The sequence below is a fragment of the Hymenobacter sp. R533113 genome, from assembly GCF_056835965.1.
In genome coordinates this window covers 1383707-1398372 of sequence record NZ_JAKWBD010000013.1, presented here as the reverse complement: position 1 = coordinate 1398372, position 14666 = coordinate 1383707, and the positions used below count along the sequence as shown (strand labels likewise).

The window sequence follows — 14666 nt, the reverse complement described above, 5'->3', positions numbered from 1 at the left end:
AAATGCCGCTGTTTCCCACGGGCAAAAACGATGATATCACGACTTTTCTGCTGAGCAAGCTTCAGTATCCAGCCGAAGCCGTGCGCAACAAGGTGGAGGGCAATGTTTTTGTTGCTTTTACAGTAGGTAGTGACGGACGAGTAAGAGATGCTGCCATCATGAAGGGTATCGGCGCAGGTTGTGACGAAGCCGCATTGGCTGCTGTGCGACAACTGCCACAATTTACCCCTGGGAAAAAGGATGGACAGCCCGTTGATATACGGTTTACAGTGCCCATTAAGTTTGCACTGAATGCTGCTGCAAAAAGCAAATAATTAGCTGGTCTAGCCGAATTTGGGAGTAGCCATCTTCGGCGCTTCAAGGCCTATTGCAAGGGGAAACCGCTTGAAAAGCTCCGAATTTTGTCGGGGCCTTTCTGCGTTTGGGGCAACAGTAACTGCCCGAAATGGCCTACCTTGCAGGTAGTTTTGGCCTTCTAATCAAGCTTTATTCAGTGTTGTTACCTTTTTTGCCGCGTCACGCCGTAGTGGCCGCCTCCTTAAGCCTCTTTTCTCTCTCCACCTTGCCCGGCTGCGGTACGCGCACCGACGGAGAAGCTACCGCCGCCAAAGCTTCCGTTGAGGCCGCCAAACCAGTTCCCGTCGACTCGGCGGCGCTGAAGCTGGCTGCCATGCGCAGCGACTCGCTCAAGGCCGACTCCATTGTAAAAGCCAATGGGCAGCTGCCGGGGGCTATTTTGCCCGGCAAGCGCATCGTGGCGTTTTATGGCAACATCCGGGCGAAAGGCATGGGTATTCTGGGCCGCGAGCCGAAGGATCAGATGTTCCGCAAGTTTGACAAAGTGCTGGCTGAGTGGCAGGCCGCTGACCCCAGCATTCCGGTGCAGGCCGCCATTCACAACGTAACCATCACGGCCCAGGCCGCGGCTGGCAAAGATGGTAAATACCGTCTGATGAACTCCAAAGCCACTATTGAGGAGGTTATCCAATGGGGCAAGGAACACAACTGCATTGTGTTTCTGGACGTGCAGGTGGGCCTGAGCAACCTGGAAAATGAGCTGCACAAGCTGGAGCCCTACCTGAAAGACCCGATCGTGCACCTGGGCATCGACCCGGAGTTTGCCATGGAGACCAAAGGCGTGAAGCCGGGCCGCAAAATCGGCACCTTCGACGCGAAGGACGTGAACTACGCCGTGAAGTTTCTGGCCCGCATCGTGAGCGAGAACAAATTGCCCCCCAAGGTGCTCACCGTGCACCGCTTCACCCAGGGCATGATTACGAACTACAAAAACATCAAGACCGACCCGCGCGTGCAGATCGTGATGCACATGGACGGCTGGGGCGACCCAACTTTGAAGGAAGATTCCTACAAGGCGTACATTCAGAAAGAGCCCGTGCAATACACCGGTTTCAAGCTCTTCTACGAGTACGACATTAAGCCCAAAAACTCCCACCTAATGACGCCCAAAGAGGTATTGGCCCTCACGCCCAAGCCGCTGTACATTCAGTATCAGTAGGCAAGTGGTGAGTGGTGAGTGGTGAGATGGTGAGTTTGCCGTTCACATTGACACAATAAAAAAGCCCCCCAGAAAGATCTGGGGGGCTTTTTTGTATGAGCGCAAATAGAAAACTCACCACTCACCACTCACCACTCACTACTCACTACTCACTACTCACTACTCACTACTCACCACTCACTATTTCACCACTAATGGGCCGCATTCAGGTCGACGGCTTCACCGGGACGGTTGCGTTTGATCATGAACATCAATGGCAGGCACAGCAGGAAGAAAGCGCCAATCAGTAGGAAAGTCTGGGCATAGGTGATGATGGCCGTTTGCTTCATCAGTGCGCCTTCCAGGGCGGCGTAGGCTTGCTGCTGAGCCTGCATGAGGCTGGCGCCCTTGGCCATGAAGCTCCCTATCAGGCCTTGCAGACGCTGCTGGGTTTCGGGGTCGTAGAGGGAAATATTAGGCAGCAGCGACACGCGGTTCTGGAACATGGTGCGTTCCAGATACGTGCCCACCAGCGCCACTCCAAACGAGCCGCCGAGTTGACGAATCATGCCCGTAAGACCCGCTGCCTGCCCGGCATCTTTCCCGCTAATACCCGACAGCGACATCGTGGTGATGGGCAAAAACAGTAGCGCCAGCCCGAAACCCCGCAGCATAAGGGGCCAGAAAAAGTCGCTTTCGCCGGCCAGCGGCGTGATGCGCATGCTCATCCAGTAAGAGAAGATAAAGAAGCTGGTGAAGCCCACCGGCAGAATGTACTTATGCGGTATGCCGCCCTGAATCATCTTGCCCACCACCGGCATCATAAAGCCTGAAAGCAAAGCACCCGGCAACAGCAAATAGCCCGTTTGGGCGGCCGTAAAGCCTAGAATGCGCTGGCAGAAAATCGGGAAGATGAACACCGATGCAAACAGCCCAAAGCCTAGAATAAAGGACAGAAAAGCGCCAATGGCCAGGTTGCGGCTGCGCGTGAGCACCCGCAGGTCTACGATGGGCTGCTTGGCCGTTAATTCTCGCCAAATGAAGCCGACCACCCCCACCACGGCCAGCACGGTGAACGTGACGATATACAGGCTCTCAAACCAGTCCTCAGTTTCGCCCTGCTCCAGCACGAGCTGCAAGGAGCCCACGCCCAGTATCAGCAGGAAAATACCGGACCAGTCAATCTCGCGCAGCGGCCGCGGAATAGCATTTTTAATGCGCTCGGGGTCGCGAATAAACAGCACCGTGAAGATGGAGGCAAAAATGCCCACCGGCACGTTCACGTAGAAAATCCAGGGCCAGTCGTAGTTATCCACGATATAGCCGCCCAGCGTGGGGCCGATGGTGGGGCCAATAATAACGCCCATCCCAAATATCGCCTGGCCCAGCGCCAGCTGCTTGGGCGGGAAAGTATCAATCAGAATAGCCTGGGAAGTAGCCATGAGGGCCCCACCGCCAACGCCCTGAATAAAGCGAAAGGCCACCAGCTCCCAGATGTTGGTGCTCTGCCCGCATGCTACAGAAGCCAGCGTAAACAGCACCACGGAGAACAGGTAGTAGTTTTTGCGGCCAAACTGCTCGGCCAGAAAGCCCGTCATCGGAATCACGATAACGTTGGCAATGCCGTAGGAGGCCACCACCCAGCTCACTTCCTGCTGCGTGGCCGAGAGATTGCCCATCATCTGGGTGAGAGCCACGTTCACGATGCTGGTATCAATCAGCTCCAGCAAGACGCAGAGGACTACGGTCACGACGATAATCCACTTGGTAAATCCGGTTTCCATGAGGGAAAGGTGAAATAGTGAGATGGTGAAATGGTGAGTTTGATGTTCTTACTTAGTGTAAGAAATCGTACTACATTATTCACTTATGGAAGAGAGGTTGATACCCAACGTGCCATTTAATGAAACGTACCGTGTGCGTACCAAAGTGGCTTCATTACGCGTCATTCGGTTGTTTCAGCAGCTTCCCCGCACGGGCGAGGCAGGTGTATTGGGCAAGCAGTTGTTGCGTTCTGCCACGTCGGTGGCGGCTAACTTTCGTGCAGCTTGCCGAGGACGCTCACCGGCCGAGTGGTATGCCAAGCTTTGCATTTGCGTAGAGGAAGCCGATGAGACACTATTCTGGCTTGAGCTTCTCGGAGACGCCGATATTATGCCTAAAACCCGCTTAAGCACCTTAGAGCAAGAGTATACAGAAATCCTATCTGTACTAGCCACCGCCCGCAAGAAGGCGAAGAGGTGAGTGTTATAGAGGTGAAATAGTGAGATGGTGAAATGGTGAGTTTGACGTTCAGGCGGCGCAAATAACACAAGGACTGCACTAGCCAGAACGTCAAACTCACCATTTCACCATCTCACTATTTCACCGCGACAGTGGTCGTCACGCTCATGCCGGCCCGCAGGGGGTGTTGCGGATCAACTTTGTCGAGGACGATTTTGACTGGTACGCGCTGGGTTACTTTCACGAAGTTGCCGCTGGCGTTGTCGGGGGGCAAAAGGGCGAAGCGGGCGCCCGTAGCGGCCGAGAGCGACTGGATATGGCCTTCAAACTCCTGATTGGGGTAGGCGTCAACTTCTACGGCTACCTTCTGGCCCTCGCGCATATTCTCCAACTGGGTTTCCTTAAAGTTGGCAATAACCCAGGTGTTGCCGCTGGCTACCAGGCCCATGAGTTGCTGACCGGGCGATACTACCTGGCCGGGCTGCACGCCCTTCTTACTCACGATACCGTCGCCGGGGGCGGTGATGGTAGTATAGCTGAGTTGCAATTTGGCATTGTCGAGGTCGGCTTGGCGCTGTTTTACTACGGCTTCGGCCACGGCAATCTGCTGCTGGGCGGCTGCTACCTGCTGGCGCGCTACCTGCACCTGGTCGGTAGCTATGGTGCGCTGGGCGCTGGTCGCCTTTAAGTTAGCCTGCACGGCATCGTATTCACTCTGCGGAATAATATCCTGCTGGCGCAGGAAGGTGCTGCGCTGCAAGTCTTTCTGCAAGCGGGCGCGGTTGGCCTCGCTCACGCCAATCGTCGATTGGGCGGTGCGCACATTGGCCTGGGCCGTGCCCACGCCGGCGCGGGCGGCCACTACGTTGGCCTGGGCTGCCGCTAGGGCAGCCTCAGCCGCATTTACGCGCTGCTGATAGTCGGCTTGGTCTAAGGTAATGAGCACATCACCCTTTTTCACCAACTGGTTGTCCTGCACTTTCACTTCGAGCACCGGCCCGCCCACACGGGGCAGAATGGGGTACACGTCGCCTTCTACCTGGGCATCGTCGGTTTCTTCGTGGGCTTGGCCAAATTGGTAGTGCTGCCAGCCAAAATAGCCCCCCACAAGGAGGACCAGGGCCAGAATAATGAGAATGATAGGACGCTTCGAACGGCCTTCCGGGGCCTCAGTTTCCGGCGTATAGGCTGGATCGAGATGAGGAGCCGGGGCTTCGGCCGGAGCTTGTTGAACGGGAGTTGCCATATAAATTACGTGGTTGTGCGTGGTTAATGTTAGGAGGAAGACCGCTGGGGGGCATTTTTAGCAACCTTCTTTATAAATGCTGTTAAGCCGATTGGCGAAGTTTTTCAGCGGGCCGACATTTCATCAGCAACGTGGCGCAGGGCGCCGTGCGCACCACCGACTCGGCCGTATTGCCCATCAGAAACCGCGTGAGCCCCGTTTGGCCGTGCGCCCCGATAACAATCATGTCGGTAGGACGCCGCTGGGCTTCGGCGATTATTTCCTGGGCGGCGCTGCCGTGTAAGAGGACGGTGCTTACCTGTGCACCAGCCACTTTTGCCGCCGCATGATGATGAGCCAGCTGGGCAGCAATGTCAAGGTCAGATACCGCCGTGGCCAAAGTCGGCTGCGGCTCCAGCACGTGCAGTAGTCGCAGCTCTGCTCCCATACCGGCCGCCAGCGCCGCCGCATACGCCACCAGACGCTCCGTAGCCGCCGAAAAATCAATTGGGCAAAGAATGGTCATGGGAGGTGAGATAGTGAAATAGTGAGATAGTGAGTTTGCTGTTCTGGTTGTTATCGTTCTCATGTGGTCCGCGCCGTCAACACATCAAACTCACCATTTCACCATCTCACCAAATCTGCTCACCCGTGGCGCGCTTGAGCTGATATCGACCGAGAGTATAGTTGTAGATAGCCTGCAAACGAGCCAGCCGAGCCTGCGCCAGGGAGGTTTCCGCGTCGAGCACATCGAGGTTGGAGCCTACGCCGTAGCGGTAGCGCGACTGGGCCCGCGTAAAAGCATCAGTAGCCTGATTGATCTGCTGCAAGGCATTGTCGTGGCGCGCCGCGCTGGATTCCAGGTTATTCAATGCCTGCCGCACGTCAGCCCTGATTTGCGCCTGCGTATCCTGGGTGCGCGCCTGTGCCCCCCGAATGCCCGCCAGTGCTTCCACGCGCTGATTCTTATTTTTATTGCCGTCATATATCGGCACTGAGAGCTGCACCACGCCTACCGAGTTCGGCCGAATCTGGTCGAGGTTGGGCAGGTAGCCGTTTTTAACGCCCAATTGCCCCCCAATCCCCAATATGGGCTTATTGCTGTGCTCAATGAGTTTGAGGTTGAGGCTGGCTGTATTTTCCGCGTCGCGGGCCAGCTTTATTTCAGGGCGGCTTTCACTGGCCTGAACCAGGGCTGCTTGCACATTCACGGCTTGGGGTTGATAAGTAAAGGCGCCGCGCACAGGTACATTCTCGTACTCGGGCTTGTGCAGAAGGCGGGCTAGCTGCACCTGTTGGTTGCGGAGCTGGTTTTGCAGATCGATCTTCGTGTTCTGGGCCTGCGTGATGCGCACCTGCGTAGTCGTCACGTCGAAGCGAGTACTCACGCCCCCTTCCACGCGCTTTTCCATTTCGCGCTGATGCTGCTGCAAGGAAGCAATCTGAGCATCCTGCACCTTAATGCTTTCGCGCACAAACAGGATATTGTAGTACACCTGCGCCGCCGAGTACGCCAGGTCGCGGCGCGTCATGTTTACTTGGTCGGCTGCCAGCACCCGGCGGCTTTCGGCCAGATTATACGTTGCATCCTTCTTGCCGAAGTCCAGAATGCCGTACTGCAGCGTGATGTGAGCGTCGTAATTGTTGTTGGGAGCAAGCTGGAACTCCGGGTGCATCGGGGGCAAGCTGAAGCTTAACTACCGGGTCGATGCGCGTGTAGGTGGCGGTGCCCGTCACCTGGGGCAGAAAACCGCCACGCGCCTGCGTCACGCGGCTGGTGGCGGCGTTCACTTCTTCTTCCAAACTGGTAATGGCCGGATTCGCGTCCAGCACCGCGCGGATTGTACCCTCCAGCGCCAACGAATCAGCAATAACGGGGGTTTGAGCGTGGGCCGCGCCAACTGTCAGTAATAGCCCAAATGCTACAAGTAGAGCGGTAAAGGTTAGTCGAGAAAGCATGGTTATAGTAACTGTTGTTACACCAAGCATTACTAACCTTGTGCCAGACGATTAAAATTGTTTTAATGTATTTGAAAGTGCCCTCTATTCGGTTTAAACAAAGAAAAAACAACCATTCAATGGGTTTGTTTAACTCGGTAGATTCTGCAAAATTCCTCATATTTCAGAATATCCTATTTATCGTTCCTGATATTTAAGGATTACCCGCCGCTAGCATGCCCGACCAGGACGATTCACTTCTACTCTATATCAATGACGCAATTGCGACTACTCGGGATAAAGACGCGTTGTTTCGGAGCGTAACCGAGAAGCTCCGGCTAATTTTTCCCTTCGATGCCATTACCATTCTGACGCTCGATGCGGAGCATCAGTACCGCCGCGTTTTCCTGCGCGACTACCTCGGGGAAGTGCAGCTGCCTGAGCTAACGGAGCATAAACCCAGGCAGATGCCCATCGAGAATACCCCGATTGAGGAGTTCATTCGTCGCCCGCACTTGCAGCAGTTCGACTTGCAGGAGCTACTGGCACGGTACGCCGATTTTCAGCCTTTTGAAGCCCTTTTAGCTAATCAAATGCGCTACCTGACGGTAGTGCCTTTGCGCACGAGCGGACAGCTGGTAGGACTACTGTCTTTGGTAGCCCGCCGCCGCCCCGACTTTGCACCTTCCGACACTGCTCTGCTGGAAAAAATCGGCAGTCTGGTGGCCGTGGCCGTTACCAATGTGCTGGCCTTCGAGGATATTGCACGCCGGCAGCAGGAAACGGCTATGCAGCTGGCCCTGAATAATGCCTTGCTCAGCATTAAGGAAAGAGGGAAGCTGTTTCGCACCATCGCTACGGAAATAAACCGCGTCGTGCCCTGCGACTATTTTGGGGTGCGCGTACGGCTGTTGAGCTCGCCGGGCCGAGCCTTCGCCGAGTTCGGTAAGACTGCCGATGGCACCTTCACTGCCCTGGAGGAAACCCGCTGGGATGACCTGCCAAATGCCGAAACCGCTCGCCAAGCCGCCGCCGAGCTGTTTTCGCGGCCCGGATTATACGTGGGGGGCAATTTTGAGGCGCTAGCGGAGCGCTACGACCTGATGCGCTACATCCGGGATCAGCGGGGAACCCGGTCGGTGCTGTACGCGCCCCTGGATGTCAATGATGAGCAGACCGCTACCCTTATTTTATCAAGTAAACAGCCTCTGGCTTTCACCGAGGAAACCCTGGCTTTGATACTCAATTTGGTGCCTCAAATCAGGCTGGCGGTGCAGAACGTGTTTGCTTTTGAGCAGATTGAGGCCTTGCGCACGCAATTAGAACGGGAGAAAACCTACCTGCTTGACGAGATTAATACCACGGGCAAGTTTGAGGACTTCGTGGGCGCCAGTGCCGTGATGCAGCAGGTGCAGGTGCGCATTACGCAGGTGGCGCCTACTGCCACTACGGTGTTGGTAACGGGCGAAACGGGCACTGGCAAGGAACTGGTTGCCCGCGCCATTCACAACCTGTCGCCCCGCAAGGAGCGCGCGCTTATCAAGCTGAACTGTGCTGCTCTGCCGGCTCAATTGATTGAGAGTGAATTGTTTGGTCACGAGAAAGGCGCTTTTACCGGCGCCCACGACCGGCGCATCGGCAAGTTTGAGCTAGCCGACGGCGGCACCATTTTTCTGGATGAGATAGGTGAACTTCCTCTTGATTTGCAGGCTAAGCTGCTGCGGGTGCTGCAGGAAAAAGAGTTTGAGCGCATCGGGGGCCGGCGCGTAATTCAAACGGACGCCCGCGTTATTGCGGCCACCAACCGGGTACTGGAAGACGAAGTAGCCGCCGGCCGCTTCCGCCCCGATTTGTACTATCGCCTCAACGTGTTTCCCGTACGTCTGCCCGCCCTGCGCGAGCGCCCCGAGGATATTGAGCCCCTCGTTCGTCATTTCCTGGACCGGATTAGTCGGGAACTGGCTAAGCCCGTGCGCGGCCTGCGGGAGCGGGATTTGCGGGCGCTGCGCCAATATACCTGGCCTGGCAACGTGCGGGAGCTGGAGCACGTGCTGGAGCAAGCCGTTATCGTGTCGCAGGGGACATTTCTGGAGTTTGCGGGCTTCTCAGCTACCAGAGCACCGGCAGCGGCTAAGGCCGAAACGGCGCCGCTCAAAACGCTGAAAGACCAGGAGCGCGACCATATTCTGGCGAGCTTGCAGCGCACGGGCGGGCGGGTGAGCGGGCCCAATGGCGCGGCCGTTCTACTGGATATCAACCCCAAAACCCTGGAGGCTCGCATGAAAAAGCTGGGCATCCGGCGGATGGTAGGCGTGGAGGAGTAAGGAATTGGAGGGGATAATAATAAGGCAGAAAAATCCGGACCTCAGCGCCGCTTTTCCCGTACACGGGCTCATCTGTTCACGCTCATTATTCCCCTATTATATGGCAACCACCACCACCACGCCCAAGCATACTGATCCGGCTACGAAAAACAAGGAAAAGAAAAACGAGGAAGTCGTGCAGGATCGGCCCGACGGCAAGAAAAAGAAAACCCAGCAGAAGTAACGCTGCTGCTCCCCAATAGCCCGGTGCGCACGTAGCGACCGGGCTATTTTGTGTCCCAGCCGACGTTAACTGTCTGGCAATTTGCCCAATTCGCCCCCGGCGGCGCTGCGTACTACCGCTGAAAATGCCGGTCCGGCTGGCCAAGAATACAAGAACCGCGTGGCCTGCTTAGCTTGCCGTTCCGCCGTTGTTTGTTCGCTCCGCTCTCCTTGTGCTTGTATGAAATCTGCCTGGTTACTGCCCGTGCTGCTTTTGCTGACTACCTGTACCCTTAAGCCGGCCACTACCAGCAAGCCCGCGCCCGCGCTGCCTGACTTCACCAGTTATCCAGTGTACTACGGGCCGGATCTGGGGCTTACGTTTCAAGCGGGCCGCGCCACTTTGCGGGTGTGGGCGCCTACGGCTGAGACTCTGCACCTTAAGCTCTACACGGCTGGCACCGGTGGCGCGTCGGTAGCCGACTTCGCTATGCAGAAAGCTGAAGCTGGCACCTGGACGTACACGCTGCCGGCCCAGCCCGCTGGTCGTTTTTATGTGGTTCAGGCCACTATTGGGGGGCAAAAAATGGCCGAAGTACCCGACCCGTACGTGCACGCCGTGGGTCTGAACGGGCAGCGCGGTGCCCTGCTCGATCCAGCTACGGTGAACCCATTGGGCTGGCCCGACGATCGTCGGCCCACGCTGGCTAAGCCTACCGATGTAATCATCGGGGAGCTGCACCTGCGCGATATTTCCATGCACCCCGAGTCGGGCATAGAGCACAAAGGCAAGTACATGGGCTTGGCCGAAGGCAATACGCGCGGCCCCAGCGGCGTCAGTACCGGCCTCGACCATCTCACCGAGCTGGGCATTAGCCATGTGCACGTGCTGCCGACCAACGACTTTGCCTCCATCGACGAAAGCAAGCTCAGTGAAAACCGCTACAACTGGGGCTACGAACCCCTGCACTTTTCGGTGCCCGAAGGCACTTATGCTTCTGACCCTGCCGACCCGGCCGCTCGTATCCGGGAGTTCAAGCAAGTAGTGCTGGCCCTGCACCGGCGCGGCTTACGCCTGGTGCTGGATGTGGTGTACAACCACACCACCGACGCCGCCCGCACCAGCTTCGAGCAACTCGTGCCCGGCTATTATTACCGACACAACGCCGATGGCAGCTACTCCAACGCCACCGCCTGCGGCAACGAAATAGCCTCCGAGCGGCCCATGGTGCGCAAGCTCATTGTGGAGTCGGTGGCGTACTGGGCCCGCGAATACCACGCTGATGGGTTTCGGTTTGACTTGATGGGGGTGCTGGACTTGGAAACTATGCGGGCCGTGCGCGTGTCCCTCGATCAGCAGGATCATAGCATTCTGGTGTACGGCGAAGGCTGGGCGGCCGGCGCTAGCCCCTTGCCTGAGGCGGACCGAGCGGTGAAAGCTAATGTGCAGCGTCTGGACCGTATTGCCGCCTTCAGCGACGAGCTGCGCGACGGGGTACGCGGGCACTACGCACGGCGCGAGGAACCGGGCTTTGCCAGTGGGCAGCCGGGGCTGGAGGAGAGCGTGAAATTCGGTATCGTGGCCGCCACCGAGCACCCGCAGATTGATTACTCGAAGGTCAACTACAGCAAAGCGCCCTGGGCCGTTTCACCCGCTCAAACCATCAACTACGTGGCCTGTCACGACGACCAGCTGCTTTGGGACAAGCTAAAATCTTCCAACCCCGGCGCGACGGAAGCGGAGCTGATTCAACGGAATATCCTCAGCAACACGATTGTATTTACTTCGCAAGGCATTCCCTTCCTGCCTATCGGCGACGAGTTTTTGCGCACCAAAGGCGGCTCCCACAACTCCTTCAATCAACCCGACAGCGTCAACCAAATTGATTGGAACCGCAAAGTTCGTTACGCCCAAGTGTACGCTTTTTACCAGCAACTGCTGGCCTTACGCCGCGCCCACCCGGCCTTCCGCCTGCCCACCCGCGAGCTGATTCAGCAGCACCTGGAGTTTCTGCCCAATGTTCCCCCCGGCACCATTGCCTACCGCCTCCGCGACCACGCCGGCGGCGACGAGTGGCGCAATATTGTGGTGGCCTTCAATGGCAACCGCACGGCCGCATCGGTCATGGTGCCAGCCGGTAGTTATACTGTAGTGTTGCGCGGCCACCAGCTCGTGCCAGCGGGCATCGAAAAATTGCCCCCCAACCGCACCCCGTTTGCGTTGCAGCTGCCCCCCAGCACGGCTATACTATTGGTAGAAAAGTAAGCACGTTTGGGGAGCATGCCAGCACTACACCACTTGTATACCGTGCTTGCTCAGCAGGCCGGGCAAGCCTTCTAGGCTGAAGCGCGCCTTTTTTACATTGTTTATATTGGGGTCGATGACGAACCCGGAAGCGGTAGTAAAATCGGCTGCCGTGAGCTGGGTTTGCTCGAATAGCGCCCCAGTCAGGTTGCACTCCTGAAAGGTAGCTTCCGTAAGGTCGGTGTAGCCAAAATCTGCCTCCGTCAGGATGCAGTGAGCGAAGCGGGTGCCGCGCATGCGCTTGCCGTGAAAAGAAGTATAGGGCAGTTGGCAGTGCGCAAACTCTACCTCAAAGCCCAAGTCCCGGCAAGCCGAAAACTGGAGGCCCGACAGCTTACACTCGCTGAACAGTACATTTTGCAGCCCCGTGCCCGCGAGCGTGGCCAACGACAGATTGCACCGCTCAAACTGACAGTCGATAAAACGCTTGTTGGTCAGATCGAGGCTTGAAAAATCGCAGCTCACAAACTGGCATTGCTCCAGCTCTTGGTGGGGGGCAATTTCGGCGGCCGTCCAGCGCTCAAATATATTTTCGGCTGGAAAACTGAGCGGCTTGCGGGACGTCGCGGTGCTACGGCGGGCTTTCATACAGAAGATAAAATTAGCGCGGCCCTTAGTCTAAGGATCGGCCGTGGAACAGCAAGTACCCGATGTGGCCGAACACGCCAAAGCGCTTAGCCGAATCGTCATAATAAATACCGTGCAGAGCCAACGGTCCTACCGGCGTTTGGTAGACGAAGCCGGTACTAGCTGTCAGACGAGGACGGTCGAAGCCAGAAAGCTGCTGAGCCCGCTGGCCTTCGGTGTCACGTAAGGGCTGGAAATTAAGGTGGGCAAAAACCTCGGAACGCCACTCCAACTTGCTGGCCAGCAGACTTTGAGAGAAGCGTAAGCCCGCGGCGGCGTAGCGCGGCGACCGGTAGTTATCCAGAAACAACGTGCGCGAATCGACCAAAGGAGCAAATACCGGAGAAGTAGTGACCGACGACCGGTAGTTGGCGAAGCGCGCCTGCCCGCTGAGCACGACTTCGCCAAAATAGCCCCACACTTTCTTTTTGCTCGGGAGGGTAAAGTATTTCTCGGTAGTAGCCGAAAACTGGAGCCATTGGTGGTCGTCGCGGTACTCGCCCTCAAATACGGACGTAGAGCCCGGCGCGTAAATTTCGGTGCCGCGCACGCCGCGTATGCTAGCCAAGGCTCGCCGCCCCGCCGTAGGATACTGCTTGCGATTCAAGGAGTTGCGGCTGTAGCGCAGGGCCGCCGTCAGGCCCCGGAAGCTGGTCCGGTCCAGCACGTCGCTGGAGGATACTTCTCGCGTATTGGCGTAGTTATCCTGATTGCCAAAATAGCCGGCCTCTATCGACACGCGGCTACGGTAGCGCGGACTAATGCCCATCTGTACGCCCACGGCCAGGTCGCTTTGCTCAATCAGGGTGTTTTGGATATCGCGCCCCAGCAGCCCGCCAGCTTGCTGGTAGTTCCAGTTGTTATACGTCACACTGGGTTCCACAAAGAAGGGCAGCTTCTCGGGAATACTTATTCGTAAACGGCCCTGGGCCGCGTTATAAAACCGCCCCAAGTTGGCATTCGCGGCCGCCGAATAAAGGTATTTGGTTAGCCAACGATATTCTAAGCCCACGTAAATGTTGTCCACGGCGCGCGTGGCCAGCACGAAGCCCGCTTCGGCTGAGAGGTTATTATTCTGGCGGGCATCGATGTTGAATACATACCCCTGCTGCTCCTTGTCGTAGCGAATGCGGGGGTAGATATTGCGAAAAAAGTCGTCGGCGGCTAGGCGGTAATAGCCTTCCTCAATTTCGTCGATAGTATAGCTGCGGCCCTCGCGGCGGAAAAAGCGGCTCACATAGGTGTTCTGCTTTTCGGCTAAGCCCTGCACTACTACGCGTTTGAAGACCGGGCCGGGAGCCGAGTTCTGAAATTCGGTGCGCCGGTTGGCCAGTGCCAGCGTATCAATGCGGCGCGGAATACGACTCAATAGCTGCGTCAATTTGTCCTGGGTAGCTTTTTCGCCAAGCTCAATCAGCTCACGCACCTTATCGAAGTCGGTGCCGCCGTAGCCTTCCAGCGCCGGCTGAATAAAGACGCCACTAGGCCCTACCGCCAGCGTATCGGCTACATCAGCCCCCAGAAAAACGATGGAGCCTAGCAGCAGCTCATCGTCCTTTTCAAAGGGATATTTCTTGTAGGCTACGTCGCCCACGTTCACCCCTATGATTATGTCCGGTTTAAACTCGGCCCGCATCACATCGGTAGGGAAGTTATTGTAAATGCCCCCGTCAAACAGGTAGCGGCCGTCGGGGTTGCGGATGGGCCGAAACACCAATGGCACAGTCATCGAATTGCGCACGGCATCGGCCAGTGAGCCGCTTTCCTGTACTACCTGCCGGCGCGTAAATACTTCAGCCGCCAGACAGCGGAAGGGAATAAAGAGGTTGTCGAAATCATAGTTGGCCGCCGCTGCGGCTGGAGCCAGAAACTTAGCCAGCGCGAAGTTGAGGTTGACGTCGTTGATCAAATTGGGCGAAATCCGCGTGTTCAGCGACGAATCAATGGCTACTCCCACGCGCAGGGCGGCCGGTGAGGCGTCGGCGTTCAGGTAGTTGAAGCTCTTGTCCTGCAATTGCTCGCCCGAAACCCAGTACTGAAAGTCGGGCTGCGTTACAATCTCCTCAATCTCGGCAGGGGAGTAGCCGGCCGCATACATGGCGCCCACCACCGAGCCCATACTCGTGCCGATGATATAATCAATCGGTATCTTGTTCTTTTCCAACACTTTAAGCACCCCCACATGCGCCAGGCCTTTGGCGCCACCACCACTCAGCACGAGACCTACTTTTTGGGCCTGAACTGGTGCGGCAGGCCAGCCAACTGCCCCAACCAGCAGGCTAAGGAAAAGAAACCAAGTAAACTTCATAGAAACGAACACCACAAAAA

Annotated in this window: 13 protein-coding genes; 6 read left to right on the top strand and 7 right to left on the bottom strand. The window is 56.9% G+C overall.

Annotated features, from left to right (window positions below; genetic code table 11):
* Positions 1-2: 2 nt before the first annotated feature.
* On the top strand, positions 3-314 hold the full coding sequence (locus MKZ35_RS15435; RefSeq protein ID WP_482514106.1) for an energy transducer TonB: 312 nt from the start codon (positions 3-5) through the stop codon (positions 312-314).
* 194 nt (positions 315-508) lie between these two features.
* Positions 509-1516 carry a hypothetical protein gene (locus tag MKZ35_RS15430; protein ID WP_482514105.1) on the top strand — a complete coding sequence of 336 codons (1008 nt, stop codon included), beginning with the start codon at positions 509-511 and terminating at the stop codon, positions 1514-1516.
* A 191-nt stretch (positions 1517-1707) separates the two neighbouring features.
* Here the strand turns inward: MKZ35_RS15430 and MKZ35_RS15425 are convergent, their stop codons facing one another.
* A complete protein-coding gene (locus MKZ35_RS15425) occupies positions 1708-3279 on the bottom strand; it encodes a DHA2 family efflux MFS transporter permease subunit (protein ID WP_482514104.1) in 1572 nt (523 codons plus the stop codon).
* Positions 3280-3364: 85 nt separating this feature from the next.
* Here MKZ35_RS15425 and MKZ35_RS15420 point away from each other — a divergent pair, with 85 nt between their 5' ends.
* Positions 3365-3739, top strand: coding sequence for a four helix bundle protein (locus tag MKZ35_RS15420; protein ID WP_482514103.1), 375 nt, complete (start codon positions 3365-3367; stop codon positions 3737-3739).
* 115 nt (positions 3740-3854) lie between these two features.
* On the opposite strand, the gene MKZ35_RS15415 is transcribed toward MKZ35_RS15420, so the two are convergent.
* The 4 genes from MKZ35_RS15415 to MKZ35_RS15400 all read right to left on the bottom strand — a co-directional run bounded on the left by MKZ35_RS15415 (position 3855) and on the right by MKZ35_RS15400 (position 6902).
* Positions 3855-4964: an HlyD family secretion protein gene (locus MKZ35_RS15415; protein ID WP_482514102.1), complete on the bottom strand. Its 1110-nt coding sequence runs from the start codon at positions 4962-4964 to the stop codon at positions 3855-3857.
* Positions 4965-5046: 82 nt separating this feature from the next.
* Positions 5047-5469, bottom strand: a complete 423-nt coding sequence (locus MKZ35_RS15410; RefSeq protein WP_482514101.1) for a universal stress protein — start codon at positions 5467-5469, stop codon at positions 5047-5049.
* A 106-nt stretch (positions 5470-5575) separates the two neighbouring features.
* The gene (locus MKZ35_RS15405; protein ID WP_482514100.1) at positions 5576-6619 is read right to left on the bottom strand and encodes a TolC family protein; all 1044 of its coding nucleotides are present in this window, start codon (positions 6617-6619) and stop codon (positions 5576-5578) included.
* Positions 6519-6902 (bottom strand): hypothetical protein, encoded by a 384-nt coding sequence (locus MKZ35_RS15400; protein WP_482514099.1) that lies wholly within the window; start codon positions 6900-6902, stop codon positions 6519-6521. The genes MKZ35_RS15405 and MKZ35_RS15400 overlap by 101 nt, the downstream gene beginning before the upstream one ends.
* 215 nt (positions 6903-7117) lie before the next feature.
* On the opposite strand from MKZ35_RS15400, the gene MKZ35_RS15395 reads away from it, so the two are divergent.
* From MKZ35_RS15395 to pulA, 3 genes are all read left to right on the top strand, one after another.
* A complete protein-coding gene (locus MKZ35_RS15395; RefSeq protein WP_482514098.1) occupies positions 7118-9205 on the top strand; it encodes a sigma-54-dependent Fis family transcriptional regulator in 2088 nt (695 codons plus the stop codon).
* Positions 9206-9305: 100 nt separating this feature from the next.
* A complete protein-coding gene (locus MKZ35_RS15390) occupies positions 9306-9428 on the top strand; it encodes a hypothetical protein (protein WP_482514097.1) in 123 nt (40 codons plus the stop codon).
* 219 nt (positions 9429-9647) lie between these two features.
* Positions 9648-11672 carry a type I pullulanase gene (pulA, locus tag MKZ35_RS15385; protein ID WP_482514096.1) on the top strand — a complete coding sequence of 675 codons (2025 nt, stop codon included), beginning with the start codon at positions 9648-9650 and terminating at the stop codon, positions 11670-11672.
* Positions 11673-11696: 24 nt separating this feature from the next.
* Here the strand turns inward: pulA and MKZ35_RS15380 are convergent, their stop codons facing one another.
* Together MKZ35_RS15380 and MKZ35_RS15375 are read right to left on the bottom strand one after the other, a co-directional pair.
* Positions 11697-12299, bottom strand: a complete 603-nt coding sequence (locus tag MKZ35_RS15380; protein ID WP_482514095.1) for a pentapeptide repeat-containing protein — start codon at positions 12297-12299, stop codon at positions 11697-11699.
* 25 nt (positions 12300-12324) lie between these two features.
* A complete protein-coding gene (locus MKZ35_RS15375; protein WP_482514094.1) occupies positions 12325-14646 on the bottom strand; it encodes a patatin-like phospholipase family protein in 2322 nt (773 codons plus the stop codon).
* Positions 14647-14666 lie beyond the last annotated feature (20 nt).

Coding starts and splice junctions, on each gene's coding strand:
- MKZ35_RS15435 (WP_482514106.1), top strand. CDS start 3: ATGCCGCTGTTTCCCACGGGCAAAAACGATGATATCACGACTTTTCTG.
- MKZ35_RS15425 (WP_482514104.1), bottom strand. CDS start 3,279: ATGGAAACCGGATTTACCAAGTGGATTATCGTCGTGACCGTAGTCCTC.
- MKZ35_RS15420 (WP_482514103.1), top strand. CDS start 3,365: ATGGAAGAGAGGTTGATACCCAACGTGCCATTTAATGAAACGTACCGT.
- MKZ35_RS15415 (WP_482514102.1), bottom strand. CDS start 4,964: ATGGCAACTCCCGTTCAACAAGCTCCGGCCGAAGCCCCGGCTCCTCAT.
- MKZ35_RS15410 (WP_482514101.1), bottom strand. CDS start 5,469: ATGACCATTCTTTGCCCAATTGATTTTTCGGCGGCTACGGAGCGTCTG.
- MKZ35_RS15405 (WP_482514100.1), bottom strand. CDS start 6,619: ATGCACCCGGAGTTCCAGCTTGCTCCCAACAACAATTACGACGCTCAC.
- MKZ35_RS15400 (WP_482514099.1), bottom strand. CDS start 6,902: ATGCTTTCTCGACTAACCTTTACCGCTCTACTTGTAGCATTTGGGCTA.
- MKZ35_RS15395 (WP_482514098.1), top strand. CDS start 7,118: ATGCCCGACCAGGACGATTCACTTCTACTCTATATCAATGACGCAATT.
- MKZ35_RS15390 (WP_482514097.1), top strand. CDS start 9,306: ATGGCAACCACCACCACCACGCCCAAGCATACTGATCCGGCTACGAAA.
- pulA (WP_482514096.1), top strand. CDS start 9,648: ATGAAATCTGCCTGGTTACTGCCCGTGCTGCTTTTGCTGACTACCTGT.
- MKZ35_RS15380 (WP_482514095.1), bottom strand. CDS start 12,299: ATGAAAGCCCGCCGTAGCACCGCGACGTCCCGCAAGCCGCTCAGTTTT.
- MKZ35_RS15375 (WP_482514094.1), bottom strand. CDS start 14,646: ATGAAGTTTACTTGGTTTCTTTTCCTTAGCCTGCTGGTTGGGGCAGTT.